A 15,602-nucleotide genomic window follows, 5' to 3' on the forward strand; every position below is an offset into this window, starting at 1 on the left:
TTAACTTGTTATTTTTACCTTATCCCTCAAGGTGCCATATTAGTAAATCAATTTTTTTTATTAGTTCTTCTTTGGTTTTATTTTTTGTCTCAATTACACCTTCAACTAATTCAGTTATGGTAATCTTTGCACCCCCAAGTAAGCCACCAAGTGATTGAAGATAATCTTCAAGATTTTTAATAGAGTTTACTGATTTATTATTTCTACTATAAAGTTCCCATTTATCAACTTCTACTAAACTTACAATCTCTTGGATTCCGTTGAATATATTAAATAATGGATCTCTCATTTTGTGAAACGATTCCGAAGATTTTTGCAATAAACTTTTTGCATTTTCACAATTCCCAATCATTCCGTCGTATCTACCTTTTAGTCTATTGTAGAATGCTTCTTGGTAAGAATTTTTCGGTTCTAATGAATTTAAATAATTTGTTATTTCATTTATATACACTTTCCGCGCTACACTACTATCATCTAATGTCAATAAACACAGATATCCTTTGATTATCCCCTTCTTAGCAAAGAAAGGATCCGAAAGTTTGTTCTTTGAGTCTTTACACAAATTTATTCCTATCCAAATATTATCTGTATCTTTTTCTATCACTCCCTTCCTAATTAATAACTCACCTTTCTTTACATTTAGTGAAGGAATTAAATGATTAAAATTCAATTCAATAAGTAGTTTTATATCTTCTTCATAATAAAAAAGTGCCTCATCGAATAATCCCATTTTCACACGTAAATCACCTAGACTAACATAGGTATAAGCTAATCCTAATTTATCTTGTTTAATTTCCCGAATTTCATTTGCTAAATTCAAATGTAATTCAGCATCTCCTAAAGAATACAAAAGGGTTTCAAGATGTCCTAATGTATTTACAAGTCTATCTATTTCTGATCTGATTCCACTTTTTGAATAATAAAATTCTGATTTTTTGTATAACTGTCTACATTTATTGAGATCATAGTCAAAACGTCTTTCCCAAAAAAAACCTAAAGAAAAATATAGTTCGGCCATCACATAATCTGGCTGATTATTGTTATTCAAAAGTTTTTCAATATCATTTGCAAGGCTTATTAATGAGTCTTTGATATGTTTATCAAATTGGGATAGTTTAGTATAATATATAAGAAGCCATGCTAAGAATATTGAATTATAAATTTCGTTATCATTAGTTAAAAGTTTATTCTCAATTTTACTTGCTATTTCAATTGTTTTTGAGTCACTTACTCCAAACATTTGAAGATGGCATTCACCCAAAATAAATATTGATAACAATTCTTCATTTTTTTTATAATTATTACTTGACTTTATCTGATTCAATGCCTCATTTAATTTACCAAGCTTCATTGATCTAAATGCTTCAGCGTAAGATGAGTTAACGTCAACATTGAAAATAGATGTTAATATGATATTTAAATCTTCAATAATTATCTTCTCTGACCAATTAAAAATGGGACTAAATTGAGTGAATATATCCTTTCCAGGTTCTGATAAGATAACTTTAGATAGTTTTTCACAATTTGAAATAATAACATCAGATGATTGCATAAGATTTCTATCAATTTGAATATGACCTTTTATAAATAGTTGGTCACCTCTATGGTAACCGACGATGGGTTTAATTATGTTGCAGTGTTCCGGTAATCGCTTTTCAATTTCATTTTCTAATTTTGTTCTTTTTTCTTGTTTTATAGCTTGATTCATTAAATTTTTATAATTTTCATAGAATTCTGGAATAGCTATTTTAATAAGGTAAACTCCAAGACCAATTGTGATAAATCCCATAAAAATGGCAGAAATTGCATCTAAATGTGAGTTCTCGTAACTATTTTTGAGAAGTAAGTTTAAACCCCATGTAATTATTAAACTTATTCCCAAACTTAATTCTAACAAACCATCACCCCTTAATTCCATTGCATCTGCTTTTAATTCTGAGCGATGAGTTTTTTCAGCAAATCTATTCTCGTATCGAAAAACAAATTCACTTAATAAAAATGAAAAAAACATGACAAAACTTGCAATTAATAAATATTCAGTTTTAATTGATATTATTTGGGCTTTATTCTCAGAAATTATCCAATTTGCGATACTTTTATCCATCCATCCAAAATAGAGTAAGGAACCAATTAATACTTGAATTGCTTGTACAACAAGTGATAATCCAAAAATTAAAAGTCCACCAAAAATTATCATTCCCAACAAATCTAATAAAGGTTGGCGATCTATCGGATATTTATCTTTGGCAGATTTCCGTGAAAATTTTCCACCTAAAACTAAAAAACCATGTTCAGCTATATCTATTAATCCATGTAGTCCATCAGCAATTAATGGAGGGATAGAGTATATTAATCCTGTTATAAGTTTAACTGACGCTTTTAAAAAGTAGCTACCAACTACTACTATAGAAATTAATATTTCCTCTTTTAAAGTCTTTTTATTCATATGATTTACAATTTTAAAATTTAACTAATATGAGTAAATTTTTTTTATCTTACTATATTTATAAACTCTATAATTCTAGGTCGACATTGTAAATAGAAAATCGAATATTCAAATTTAAAATTATAAAATATATTAAGATATTTATAGTTGAAACTTTTTAAAAGTGTGCAGAGTTTATACATCAACTGAATTTCCAAAATATAATCGTTTGTAAAAATTGTTTTACCACTAGACAGTGGACAGACATCTGCAATTATTATAGCTATTTTTACGAATTAACTCCACGCTCTTTAAAACAATAAAAATTATAAATAAAAAATTGCAAATGCGTTATTATATAAATGATCAATTAATTAAAGATGTAATGCCCCCTAATAAACAAGTGAAAATAAGTAAAAAAGAGTAGAGAAAAATTAAGCAACATCTTTATATTTATTAAATTTTTCCAAATCCTTTATCCCTTTTTTCGTAAATCTCGTAAGTTGTTTTTCTAAGTGTTCAATTTGATTTACTGCAGAGTGTAGATTTTTTTCAAATTTTATTGCTTCATTAATTTGTGTTATTGCATTATTGATATTGTTTGCTTTAAGGGATTCGTATAGTAAATCTAGATGATATTTTACGAGTTGATCGTATTTGTTTACTGCTAATTCAAGATTTAGCAGTTGTTTTTCGATATCTAATTTTTTCCACTCAATTCTTAGTTGTTTTTCGATTTTTGTTTTTTCTTCCGGAGGTAAGTTTTTAAATTCTTGTTGTAGATTTTCAAAATTCTTGATATCAAAATCTGATACTTTTCTTACCATTTCTCTAAGTGATAGTATTTTTGAACTAATTTGTCTTTCCTTTGGAATTATTGCTTTTATTTTTTCTGCAATTAAGAATTGACCTTTTTCGGAATCCTTAAATTCCGTGATGATTTTTTTTAAGTTTTGGAAATCTTCAATTAGTTGTTTTGAGTCTTTCCCGGTTTCATTGGTAATAATTGCCAATTTCTTTTTAATAAAATTTTCTTCTTCCTTTTCTTCTTTAACTTGGCTTATAAATTCAGTGGGTTTGGAGATAATATTTTTGAGATTTTTAGGAGATTTTTTTTCAGATTCAGAAGGTTCATCTTTGTTAGAGAAGAATAGCTTAATAATCTTATAAATAGATATTACCACAGCAATTAAAATAACAGAATGCAGCCATCCCATGTACTCATTATCTTTCATCCAGTCAAAGTAACTTGGAGCAATAGATCTAATAGAAAAATAAGTTACAACAAGAGATATTGAAATTGCTCCAATTGCTTCCATACCGGTAGATTTAATACCGTGGTAAATTACAAATCCGACTAAGAAGATAAAGATGGTTGCTGCTAAAGGGCCAAAGGATCGTAAATTAAAACCTATAATAGATTCGCTTATAACTAATCCTATTGCCAGCACCAAGCCAATAGCAACAACCATAGCTTTACCGCCTCTGGAGTCGAAGATTTTACCAATAGTTACTTGAGAGAGACCAACAAAAAGTATTACGTATATAATAAAATCAATTATTGAAGAATAGGAATCATAAATTTCTGAAAAGTTGGTTGTTTCAAAAGGGGAGAGTATTTCTGTGAGTAAATTACCACTAGCGAATGACGAGTTTATTAAGATTGAAAAAATTATAAAAGAACCAATTATGAAATATTTATTGACGATCATCAGAGACCTAAAATCGTTCAAGTATATAAATATTTCTATTTTATATTAATATAAATTATGATTAAAAAAGATAATAATTTAATTATTAAAAGTGAAGATAAATGCGATATTAAATATGCTTGCCTTGAAAAGGAAAATCACTGCTGTTATATTGAAAAAAGTATTGACAATGAACTTTTATTCATAACATATCAAAACAGAAAATGCAATTATTTTGCAAAATATGGTGATAGCAAATTCTGTATGTGCCCGATAAGGAAAGAAAATTATAAAAAATACCATGAATAACTTAAAATTTACAGGAAAGTAACAATTCTTTAGCATTAAATCCATTTCCATCATAATGCTACATAGTACTTGAAATAACCAATAAATATAATTCCTTTAACTTTTGACTCTTCAATTAAATCAAATGACTTAAATACAAAAAACTCATTTCTCCAACAAAAGTTTTTAAATATATTTGAAATTTTCAATGTTGTACAAGTCTACAATCCAATTCACTTTAATTTAGCTGATTCAATTCAATTAAACATTTATATTATGTATAAGATTTATCATAAAATTTTTACATACCGATTTCGATATTCTAAAAAAATATTAATTAATTATACTTACATACTAATTTTAAATAATTGCTAAAATACAAAAAACCAGTTTTTATTTAATTTTTCTATTTTCGGATAGATTTTTTGAAGTAAGTAGTTATACTGATGTTTTAAATAAAAATATTTTGTATATATATTTAATTTTAAAAATAAAACAATGTTAAATTATAATATTTGGCATAGTTACTTCATCATTTTTGTCTATCTAACATTTCAGATAAACTACTTTTTTATACCAATTTTTACTATTGCAACAACACATGATTATTTTTATATAAGAGGTAAAAAAATGTTAAACTTGAACAGATATTTTTGCGGGTTTACATGAATTTAAGAATTATGAAAAAAATTAATTAAGGGTATTAAATATGAAATTTATGGTCTTATTTCTAACAACCTCAATAATTTATTGTCAAAATTTGAAAGTAACTGGAAAAATTTCAGTTGAAGATACAATAAATGTTAAAAATGCGAGAATTACATTTATTGATGAATATTCACAAGAATTTACAACTTTAAGCGATAGTTTAGGAAATTATGAAATTGATATAATTACTGATATTGAAGAAACTTCGTCTCCCATCCCCAACAATTTTGAATTATATCAAAATTATCCTAATCCTTTTGCGCAAATCACAACAATCCAATATAAACAAAATAACCCATCAGAAGTGAGCATAAAAATATATGACATACTGGGAAGAGAAGTAAAAGATTATAAAATTGGATTAAATTCACCAGGCCTTCATAAAGTTATTTGGGATGGAACAAACAAATTTGGAGAAAAAGTAACAGCTGGAATTTATTTTTATAAACTTGCGACAAATACAGAAACTGTTGTTAAAAAAATGATTTTTTTAAATGTTTCTGAACTAACATTTTATAATACTATTAAAAGTCAATTCGTTTTACATACAAAGAACTTGTCTTCCTTTTTATTTAGACAAACTGCTAAATTCAGAGTTGAAATTATTAACGGCCCATACACAAAACCTTTCATAAAAAGGAAAGAATTTCTAAATGTTGAAGTAAAAAATAATGATATTATAGAATTCGAAGTGGAAAAGGATACCGTAGATAATCATTTGATATATCTAAGTAATAAAGGAGAAAGACAGCAATACTTAAAAATTTTTGACGTAGAAAAACGAAAATTTATTGATAGTATTGGTGGCTTTTTAGAACAAATATCGGATATTGAAGTATTTGATAAGGGAAACAGATTATTTGTTTGTACACGAAAAGGTCTAATTAATAGTACAGGTTATCTTTACTCTGTTAATGTGTTAACTAAAGAAAAAGAGATTATACTTTCAAAAAGTGCAGAAATCTTTTATGAAAAAAATGCTATTCCGCTAGTTATAGCTTCAAATCCCTATGATACACTTAGAGAAATTGGAATATTGGATACTGTTACATCGAATATTATTTGGATAGATACTTTAGATATTTACGATCCTGTTTTTAGTGATCAAAGCCTAAGTTTCGGTCCTAATAATTCAATATTTTATTTTCTTTCTAACAACTATACATTGATGCGATATAATTATGCAACATGCACAATTGATACTGTTTCTGCGATAAATTTTTATCCTTTTGACAGTTTTAAAGTCGATCTAATTAGTAACTATATTTACTTTGCAGGCGGACCTTCCTATGATATTTCAAATGATTCAGTTGTTGGTTCTTTCCATTATACTTCATATAGTCATCTTGGCCATGTTGTTTTAGCATCTAATGGTGCATTTCTATGTAATTCAGATCCCGGGGAACCTCTGAGTATAGAACAAAGACCATCAGGGAAATTAGGAATATTCTATAATCTGTCAGAAGGATTATTTTCAGAAAATTATTTTTTAGTAGACATTATATCAGCTACTCCTTTTGGACATAGTTTTGCTACTGATATAATTATTTTAAACACAAGAGAGGATAAATTATACGCAAGTAATGGAGACTATTTACTTTTTATAATTGACTTAAACAAAAGAAGTGTTATTGATAGGATTGAATTTGACTTTAGAACAAAAATACATCAATTAAAGACCAAGTAAATTTTAATTAAATAATTAAGGAGGCTTTTATGAGACTTAATCTTTTAATTTTATTCATATTTTTAAGCTATATACATATTGCACAAATAGACTATTATTTATATAAAAATGATAAGAAAATTTTAAAAATTTCTGAAAGGGGTCTTGTTATAAAATTTAATTTAAAATTCGAAGAAAAAGAGATAAGAGAATTCTTAAAAAATGATAATGATATAAGTAGATTTGAGGAGTTAAATGAAACTTATGCAAAAAATTTTTATGCTATCTATTTTAAGGATAATGTAAAAAAGGAAATTAAAAGTAGTTTATTTAAAAACTTAGATTTTATTGAAAAAATAGAAAACATTTGTATTCAAGATAATGTTGAAATAATACCATATGATAATTTTATAATTAAGTTTAGTTATGAGATTGATACCCTAGAATTAAAAAAATTAAATGAAAAATATAATGTTAGTATTGTAAAAACATTAATAAATAATAATAAAAAAATAAGATTACGCCTTAATTCAGTATCGAATTTTTCAGTTTTGGAAGTTGCCAAGATATATTATGAAAATCTTAACTTAGATTGGTCAATACCAGATTTTTTTAAACCATTTAATGTCTTATCAATCAATGATACTTATTTTGCTAAACAATATTACTTACATAATACTGGTCAAACTGGTGGGGTTAATGATACAGATATTGATTGTCTTGAAGCTTGGGATTTATCATTAGGTTCTTCGTCTGTAATAACAGCAGTTTTAGATGAAGGAGGTGTCTCACACGAAGATTTACCGAATAGTAGAATTGTAAATGGTTACGATTATATCAATATAGATAACGATCCTACTCCTGAAGGTAACTTTAATCACGGGATTGCTTGTGCAGGTATAATCGCAGCTAGTCAAAATAACTTTGGTATTTCAGGAGTAGCACCTAATTCTAAAATTATGTATCTCAAAATATTTGGTCCAAAACATATCTATTCAGAAGGGTATATTGCTGATGCAATTGATTACGCGGTATTAAATGGCGCAGATATTCTTAGTAATAGTTGGGGCACAGGATCTTCAAATCCAAATTGGTCTCCTATTATTAGAGATGCTTTTGAAGACGCATTAACGAATGGAAGAAATGGTAAGGGATGTATAGTAATTGCAGCTGCAGGTAATAGTGCAAATAGACCAAATAATTTTGGATACACTATTTTTCCAGCAAATATACCTGGTATTTTATCAATTGGTGCAATTAATAAGTCGAATAATATTCAGTATTATAGTCCACGAGATAATAAACTTGATCTTGTAGCTCCAAGTGGTGATTTATATTTTTTTTATAACACTGAAGTTTGTGATATGGGCGAAAATATTATTATGATTGATCCACCAAATCCACCTAATGGTTATGCTATATATGAGTTAAAAGGTGATGTTTGGACTTTAGACTTCCTGATGAAAGGGGTTGGAATAATGGGACATATGGTAACTGCTACCCTACATATTTTGAAAAATGGATTTGGCAGGTACCTGGCACTCTAACACCAAATGAAAATTATACAGCAAATTTTGGTGGCACTTCTGCTGCATGTCCGCAAGTTTCTGGCGTTGCTGCATTAATATTATCGTTAAATTCACAATTAACACAAGTGGAAGTTAGTAATATTTTAAAGAATTCTGCTGATGATATGGGCACAACTGGATTCGATTCAGATTTCGGTTATGGACGTGTTAATGCATATCAGTCCTTGTTGCTAACACATGCATATTCAAACAAATCTATAATTAATACTGCAACTAGTTCAAACTCACAAAGGAAAATAGTTAGAGATGGATCGGGTAATTATCATATTGTATTTTCTTCAGGTGGAGAAATCTATTATCGTAAATATACAACATCTTGGCAAACGCCTATTAAAATCAGTTATTTTAATGAAAATAATAGTTACCCTTCAATAGCTTTAGGTTCCTCAAACCAGATTATGATTGTTTGGCAGAGAAAAAATGGTTCAAATTATGATATTTATTTTTCAATGAGTACAGATAATGGTTCAACTTGGACTTCTACATATCGGTATGTTCTCGCATCTTCAGTATCGACATCAAATCCATATCCAGTAATTACAATGAGTATTCCAGCAAGTCGTAAAACAGTGTTATATAGCTCAACTTCTGGTTTATCTGCCAAAACTACTACAACATCTAATCCAACATCGGGTAGTTGGACAAATAATATAATAGGAGCAACTACTGATTTTTCTCCTTCATTAGCGTCATGTGGGACATCAACTTACAATGTTTCTGCTTATAATGGTGCTAATAATCATGTATATTATAAATATCAAGACTATAATGGTTCATGGAGTTCAAGTACGAATCTATCTTCAATGGTACCAGGTTCAGCATTAAATACCGATCCAACAATATGTGGTGTTTCAACTGAAGGTTCGGTGCATGTAGCCTGGACAAGATATACCTATTCAAATGGTTATCCGACTAGTCCACGAACATATTATACTAAAAATTCAACAGCAAATGGAACTTGGCCGTTTCAATATTGGTCAATTGGTACTGGTGATCAATATAGACCGTCAATTTCTGCTATCAATTCATCAAAAGTAGATATTATATATAATAATGCTTCAAATTATCTATATAAAACAAGGTATAATGGTAGTAGTTGGTCTTCTCCAACTTATATTACATCAAATGCCAATTCACCATCTATTTCAATTGGAAGTACGCAATCAAAGTATTTATATACAAGCGGAAGTTCTTTACCTTGGACTGTACAGATGAGTTCGGAAACATTATCAAAAGAATATGAAATTGTAGATAATGAAGCATATTATTCACGTTCAATAGCATTTATTCAACCCGACGAATCATTTGTTGAATATGTTTTACATGATATAAAGATTCGTAAAGTTGATAAAACAGAACAAAATGTAAAATTGATTCCTTTTGAACTGTCTGACAAGAGTTTGACTATTGAGGATGCGTTTAGCGTTCAAGAATCGGAATTAATCGACCTTGATGAAAAAATTTCCGAATTAATAATTGACTTCAATATTAATTCATCTAATTTTCAAAATGTGGTTAAAAATGATAAAAATACAGTTTCACTTTATGTAAAAGTTGAGGATGAAAGTGGGAAGATGTTATTTAATTCAGCAAATCAAATTGATATTAGTCAAAAAAATGAAAATTTAAATAGACAACAAATAGTGATTCCAATTTTAAATTTATCTGGTAAGATCAAAATTAAAACTAATTTTATCGGTTTTGAAGTTAATAAAGGGACAATTGTAAGTCTTGGACATTTGTATAATTTTCCAAATTCAGAAAACGATAACGGTAAAGAGGAATTACAAAAAACAAAGGAAGAATTTATACCAATAGAATATTCACTTTCTCAAAATTTTCCCAACCCATTTAATCCAACAACAAAGATAAAATACAATATACCATATAATTCTCAAATTGGAATATGGATTTACGATATAATGGGTAAGGAAATTAAGAGTTTTAATGATATTTCAAATACTTCCGGTGTTTATGAACTTGAGTGGAATGGAACAAATAATTATGGTGAACAAGTCTCAAGCGGAATTTATCTAATGAAATTTAATGCAAATTCTATTGAAGGAAATAATAAGAACTTTTCAAAAACGTTAAAACTTATGCTATTAAAGTAAAACTCGTTAAAATTATTCTATGCTACCATGAAATTAAATGTGGTAGCATAGGACTTAATATTTTTTGTAAAATACCCCAAAGAAACCAAGTAACTACATTTAGTATCTCTTTCAATAGTTTAGAACATATTGACTTTGTTTTCACTATTTGAGATATCACCTAAAGAACCATAATAATCGGTGCTCACTTACTACATCAAAATGGAACAATTAAAAAGTTATTATTAAATAAAAATTAATTAAATAAAGAATTTGATTTGATCATATAATGGAATTAAATGCTAAGTAAAGTATAAAACATCATTATAAGTGCTAAAATTTAGTTTATACTCAACAATTATTTAATAAAGGTCATATCCTCAACAAAAATAAATATAACTTTAAATCGAAAAAAAACGGCATTAAAACGATTTTATCTATTGTAGCTTTTTCATTTACTAATTATATTATTTTAATTGGAATAAAAATTAATTCTTTAATTAACTATTTAATGATTCTGAATAATCAATTAAAATGGTTATAAAATGAATGTTAAAGATACATATGGCTCAAAAGCCACATTAGAATTAATTAAAAACATTGTTTTAGAAAATAATGAGACTGTACTAAATTATTTTTTATCCAATCGAAGAGTTATTGCTTATTATAATAAACGAATTCTCCTCCCGGAATTCCTCAAAAAACTAAGAGATAATAATTTCTTTGCAATAATCACAATATCACGCAATGAACAGCATTTAGAAGAAAAATTAGATTTAACCTACAACAGAACACTGCAAAAGTTTTCAGTATTACAAACGAATCAAGAGCTAATAGAAGGACCATACTGCAATAACCAATACCAAGAACTGCTAAATCAAATATTGGAATACCAAAAGCAAAACAAGGAAGCAACTCAGATTGATGTAGAACTTAAAATTGAAGAACTTCTGAAAAGAATGATAATGAGACATATTAAATATTCTTGGCTGGAAATATGCAGAATGTCAAATAGACTATATCAAAGATACAGATGGGAGTTACAAACTGGAACAATTGAACTAAAAAAACCACAAGGAATAGATGGCCGGGATTTCACTGAGTGGCTAAATAAAAACATTAAAGATCCAAATCCATTGCAAAAAAATGAAAAATATCGGGTTCAAAAAGAAATAGACGATTGGTTCGGGCATTACATTGAAGTTGATTATTCAGAAGTAGAAAACTATCCTAATAAAAATGAAAATATTTATACAGAATCAGAAAAGTATCCGGAAAACTTTACAGAACTAATTGCGGACGAAAAATCAAGATCAGCGGATCAGCAAAGACCAGCAATCAGAAACCTAGGGAAAGAGAAAATTAAAGACTTAGTTATAAAAATTTTAGAAGATATTTTATATGATAAGAAAAGCGATATAAAAATCGCGCAAGAATTTGGAATAACAAAAGCAACGTATAGCAGATTTGCCGGAAGTGATTGGAAAAAGAATGAAGGCGGGGAAGTGCCGGATCTTTGGAAAAATATCGCAAAAATAATAATGCAAAATCCGATACTTACAGAACTTACAGTTTCCTTAGGAATAAAAGCAGTTGTAAACAGAATTTTAGAAAAGAGTGTATAGGTTAAATTATGAGTAATAATAATTTATATTTTATACCGATTTTAATAAATGCAATGGAAAAGGAAAATCAAATAGAAGCAATTAAAAAAGCAATAATTGAGATACAAAACTTACGCAAGCAAGATAGTTATAAAGAAGGATATGAGCAGTTCAATCAATTTCTTTTAAGCGGTTATGATCAAAATAAGAATATAACAGAATCAGATTTAAAAGAGTTAATTGTAAAAATAGTCACAAACAAAATTGAATTATCAGAAACGGATAGAGAAACAATACTTAATAAAATTAAAACAGAATATAAATTAGAATATGAGAAAATATTTGAAGCATTTAAAAATAAAGACGCAATTGAGATTGAAATTTATAAAGACGGACATTTATTTAATCAAATCACAATAGATGAAAAAATAAAAGAATATAACATTACAAATATAGAACCCGGCATATATGAATTTAGATTATCAAACGGAAGAAAATTACTACAAGAACAATTGACTAACGATCAATTGGTATTAGATATTGAAGGACATAAGTTCAAATATAATTTAGCCGCAGAAACTGACGAAATTGAACAAAAGCCAAGTCTAGTTTTTGAACTAATAAAAGATGAAGTAAAATTAGAAGTATACACCGGATTAGAATACGGAAAAATTAAAATTCGAACAGAATAGAAATGAATGATAATATTGAACCTGAACCAATAGGCAGAGTTAATACAGTCTTAGTTGCCAATGAAGGCAAAGCAATTATTACATCAATAATTGCGGGCATAATAGAAACAAACCTAAGTGAAAGAATAAAATTCACCGGGTTAGTTGAATTTGATCCAAAAATACAAAACCACATAATACAAATTATAATACCACACTTAGATGATATATTTCAAAAATTCGGAATAGAAAAACAAACATATTTATTATCGGTAAAAAATATTAGTGCAACATCTTCGAGTGATACGGAGTTTGCAATAAACGGATACTCAGCCGATGCACCAATATTCTTAGCACTTCTATCAGCTTCATTAAAATTAAAGATTGACAATCAAACTGTAATTACCGGACATATATCATCAGAAAAAGGAGATATATCACAAGTCAAAGGACTTTCAGAAAAACTTGAAGCAGTAGTAATTGAAAATAAATATAATAATTTTATATACCCGGCAATGGATGGGGACAATTCATTAAAAATATTAAAACCAAAAGAATATGATACATCCAATTCAAAACTAAGAAAGGAAAGAACAAATATAAATCTCATAGAAATAAAAAATACATTTGAACTAATTCAAAATGCAGTCACAATAGAATCAATCGTAAATAGTTCTCTTGATATGAATTATTTCGAAAAACAAAAAATAATGGGCGAAGGATATTCAGATCAAATATTTAATTACCTAGTTGAAGAAAACAATAAAAGATTCTGGAAAGTAATTGAAGAGTTGATATTAACAAAAAAAATAAATCAAGTACATCATTTGATAAATAAATATTTAGACTATTTTATAAATAATAAAAAGTATCCCAATAATTTCGGAATACAGCTAAATAAAATTATCAGATCATTACCTTTATCCATAAAAAAGATGGCGAAACTATTTCCAATAGTACCTAAATCAAAATACTTGGAACTCATACAGTACGCCAATGAAAATGAATACGAAGACATTACAAAACTTCATGAAATAGCTTTTTACGATAAAATAAAAACTAATTCATTGGTGAATAATTTAGATGAAAATTGGACTAAGGAAAAAAGAGAAAAACAAATAATAGATTATATACTTGAAAAAATAAACCCATATAACATTGACACAAATTTATTATCAAAAATTGATGAAGCAAGGGCAAAATATACATTAGACAAAAATCAAGTTGAAACATATGAAGAACTAATTGAAACGATCAGCAGTTTTTACCTTTTTGTATTAAAAGAAATCAATAATTCAAATATGAATATCGATGAAGAAAAAATTCAAATTGAAGCACTTAATTTATTCCGGAAAACATATAAGTACAAACATGAATACCAACAAGCAATTATAAATGCATTAAATGGGTTTGAAGGAGGAATTAGAACAATACTTGATGATATTACAAGGTATATTAAAACAGATACGAAAGAAAATTATGTAAACGCAGTAATAAATGAAATTGATCCCACAAATTATGAAATCAAAAAATCTTTAATTCAAGAAATAATGAATAGGGAAAAAGGTGACTTAAAAATCAACAAAGAATTACTAATCCCGGATAAATATATTGATGATTATATTGAAATAATCAGAACATATTCACAAAGCAAAGAACAATTAAACAAAATATTTGCAAGATTATAAAAGGAGGATGAAGTGAGCATCTTAAAAAATATTCTTGAAGATTTAGACGAAACATATATCCTGGAACATGTAACAAAAAAACATGACGAGGCAAGAATACAATACCGGATATCAAGCATAACCGTACCAAACGACATCACATTTGATAACTTAATAGCAGATTATTATAACTATCATTTTACAAAATGCATATCAAACGGGGGATCATTACCAAGAGCAGAATCAGCCGGACGGGCAAAAGAAATAATAGAAAAACAATATAAAAGAAAAGGACTTGATAAACTAAATGCATATTCCGATGGAAGAACCGGAATGAACGGAGGCATGAGACTAATACTGGATATCATTATGGAAGCGATGAAAGAAGAAGCGGTCGAAAGACATTTCAGAGATGTAATAGACAAATACATAGCCCCCAGCAGTTGGAATGAACAAGTAGAAATTATTAAAGAAATATTAAAAAAAATAAATGACTCAACTTATTTGGATAGAAATAATCCGGAAAGATATGCTAGAAACTACGAAGAACTGATTAGATTATTTGTAGAACAAATTAAAACAGAATCAAGATTATTCAGAAGAATGTAAAAATGACAAAACTAAAAATATTATTAAATGAAATTGAATATGGCAATAAATGGAAAACCTATGAATTAAAAATCGAAGAAGTAATTTCAAATTACAATCTGCGTGAAAATACTGTAAAAACATATAATGAATATAGAAAACTGCTCGCAAATATTATGAAACAAATATGGACAGCTTTCTTTGATAATCCAAATTCAATAAATCATATTGATGAAGGTATTTTAATAAATAAAGCATTAGAAACATTAAAAAATACTTATCACGATGATACAGATTTAGTAGTATTTAAAATAATGAATTCGGGAGCAGAAGGAGGAGTATATCAAGTATTAAAAACACTGGCAAAAAATTGGATAAATAATTTATATAACCAACACATTAGATTAAAGATCAGCGAATTTGTGGAAAAGCTGACTTGGCAAGAAAGAGAAAACACAGCTAAGGAATATGTGAATGAATTCAAAGATATACTTCCAAACAATTATGTAAATGATCCTTTACAAGTAGCAATATCATTAAAAAATATTCTGATTGAACATCCCAAAATGATTAAACGTATAAATGAATTATCAAATTTAAATTCTTAAAACC

11 protein-coding genes are annotated in these 15,602 nt (G+C 27.5%); 9 read left to right on the forward strand and 2 right to left on the reverse strand.

The genetic code is table 11. The features are described 5' to 3' along the window. Positions 1 to 19 precede the first annotated feature (19 nt). Complete coding sequence (locus IPH62_11610) at positions 20 to 2,446, reverse strand: cation transporter (GenBank protein ID MBK7105919.1); 2,427 nt, start codon at positions 2,444 to 2,446, stop codon at positions 20 to 22. A gap of 413 nt (positions 2,447 to 2,859) precedes the next feature. Continuing rightward, positions 2,860 to 4,137, reverse strand: coding sequence for a hypothetical protein (locus IPH62_11615; protein ID MBK7105920.1), 1,278 nt, complete (start codon positions 4,135 to 4,137; stop codon positions 2,860 to 2,862). A 57-nt stretch (positions 4,138 to 4,194) separates the two neighbouring features. Here IPH62_11615 and IPH62_11620 point away from each other — a divergent pair, with 57 nt between their 5' ends. From IPH62_11620 to IPH62_11660, 9 genes are all read left to right on the forward strand, one after another. Next, positions 4,195 to 4,425 carry a hypothetical protein gene (locus IPH62_11620; protein ID MBK7105921.1) on the forward strand — a complete coding sequence of 77 codons (231 nt, stop codon included), beginning with the start codon at positions 4,195 to 4,197 and terminating at the stop codon, positions 4,423 to 4,425. A gap of 688 nt (positions 4,426 to 5,113) precedes the next feature. Continuing rightward, entirely contained in the window at positions 5,114 to 6,799 is a 1,686-nt protein-coding gene (locus tag IPH62_11625) for a T9SS type A sorting domain-containing protein (GenBank protein MBK7105922.1), read from the forward strand. Between the two features lie 29 nt (positions 6,800 to 6,828). Beyond that, positions 6,829 to 8,325 carry a S8 family serine peptidase gene (locus tag IPH62_11630; protein MBK7105923.1) on the forward strand — a complete coding sequence of 499 codons (1,497 nt, stop codon included), beginning with the start codon at positions 6,829 to 6,831 and terminating at the stop codon, positions 8,323 to 8,325. After that, positions 8,220 to 10,481, forward strand: a complete 2,262-nt coding sequence (locus tag IPH62_11635) for a S8 family serine peptidase (protein MBK7105924.1) — start codon at positions 8,220 to 8,222, stop codon at positions 10,479 to 10,481. The genes IPH62_11630 and IPH62_11635 overlap by 106 nt, the downstream gene beginning before the upstream one ends. Positions 10,482 to 11,005: 524 nt before the next feature. Next, the gene (locus IPH62_11640; GenBank protein MBK7105925.1) at positions 11,006 to 12,085 is read left to right on the forward strand and encodes a hypothetical protein; all 1,080 of its coding nucleotides are present in this window, start codon (positions 11,006 to 11,008) and stop codon (positions 12,083 to 12,085) included. Between the two features lie 8 nt (positions 12,086 to 12,093). Next, positions 12,094 to 12,756, forward strand: coding sequence for a hypothetical protein (locus IPH62_11645; protein MBK7105926.1), 663 nt, complete (start codon positions 12,094 to 12,096; stop codon positions 12,754 to 12,756). Positions 12,757 to 12,758: 2 nt separating this feature from the next. Further along, positions 12,759 to 14,423, forward strand: coding sequence for a hypothetical protein (locus tag IPH62_11650; protein MBK7105927.1), 1,665 nt, complete (start codon positions 12,759 to 12,761; stop codon positions 14,421 to 14,423). Between the two features lie 12 nt (positions 14,424 to 14,435). Further along, complete coding sequence (locus IPH62_11655; GenBank protein ID MBK7105928.1) at positions 14,436 to 15,011, forward strand: hypothetical protein; 576 nt, start codon at positions 14,436 to 14,438, stop codon at positions 15,009 to 15,011. 2 nt (positions 15,012 to 15,013) lie between these two features. Further along, a complete protein-coding gene (locus IPH62_11660) occupies positions 15,014 to 15,598 on the forward strand; it encodes a hypothetical protein (protein ID MBK7105929.1) in 585 nt (194 codons plus the stop codon). Positions 15,599 to 15,602 lie beyond the last annotated feature (4 nt).

The organism is Ignavibacteriota bacterium (genome assembly GCA_016708125.1).
Classification (GTDB): domain Bacteria; phylum Bacteroidota; class Ignavibacteria; order Ignavibacteriales; family Melioribacteraceae.

Excerpts from the sequence above, each read along its gene's own strand:
- IPH62_11620 (MBK7105921.1), top strand. The coding sequence starts at position 4,195 with ATGATTAAAAAAGATAATAATTTAATTATTAAAAGTGAAGATAAATGC.
- IPH62_11615 (MBK7105920.1), bottom strand. The coding sequence starts at position 4,137 with ATGATCGTCAATAAATATTTCATAATTGGTTCTTTTATAATTTTTTCA.
- IPH62_11650 (MBK7105927.1), top strand. The coding sequence starts at position 12,759 with ATGAATGATAATATTGAACCTGAACCAATAGGCAGAGTTAATACAGTC.
- IPH62_11660 (MBK7105929.1), top strand. The coding sequence starts at position 15,014 with ATGACAAAACTAAAAATATTATTAAATGAAATTGAATATGGCAATAAA.
- IPH62_11625 (MBK7105922.1), top strand. The coding sequence starts at position 5,114 with ATGAAATTTATGGTCTTATTTCTAACAACCTCAATAATTTATTGTCAA.
- IPH62_11645 (MBK7105926.1), top strand. The coding sequence starts at position 12,094 with ATGAGTAATAATAATTTATATTTTATACCGATTTTAATAAATGCAATG.
- IPH62_11610 (MBK7105919.1), bottom strand. The coding sequence starts at position 2,446 with ATGAATAAAAAGACTTTAAAAGAGGAAATATTAATTTCTATAGTAGTA.
- IPH62_11630 (MBK7105923.1), top strand. The coding sequence starts at position 6,829 with ATGAGACTTAATCTTTTAATTTTATTCATATTTTTAAGCTATATACAT.
- IPH62_11640 (MBK7105925.1), top strand. The coding sequence starts at position 11,006 with ATGAATGTTAAAGATACATATGGCTCAAAAGCCACATTAGAATTAATT.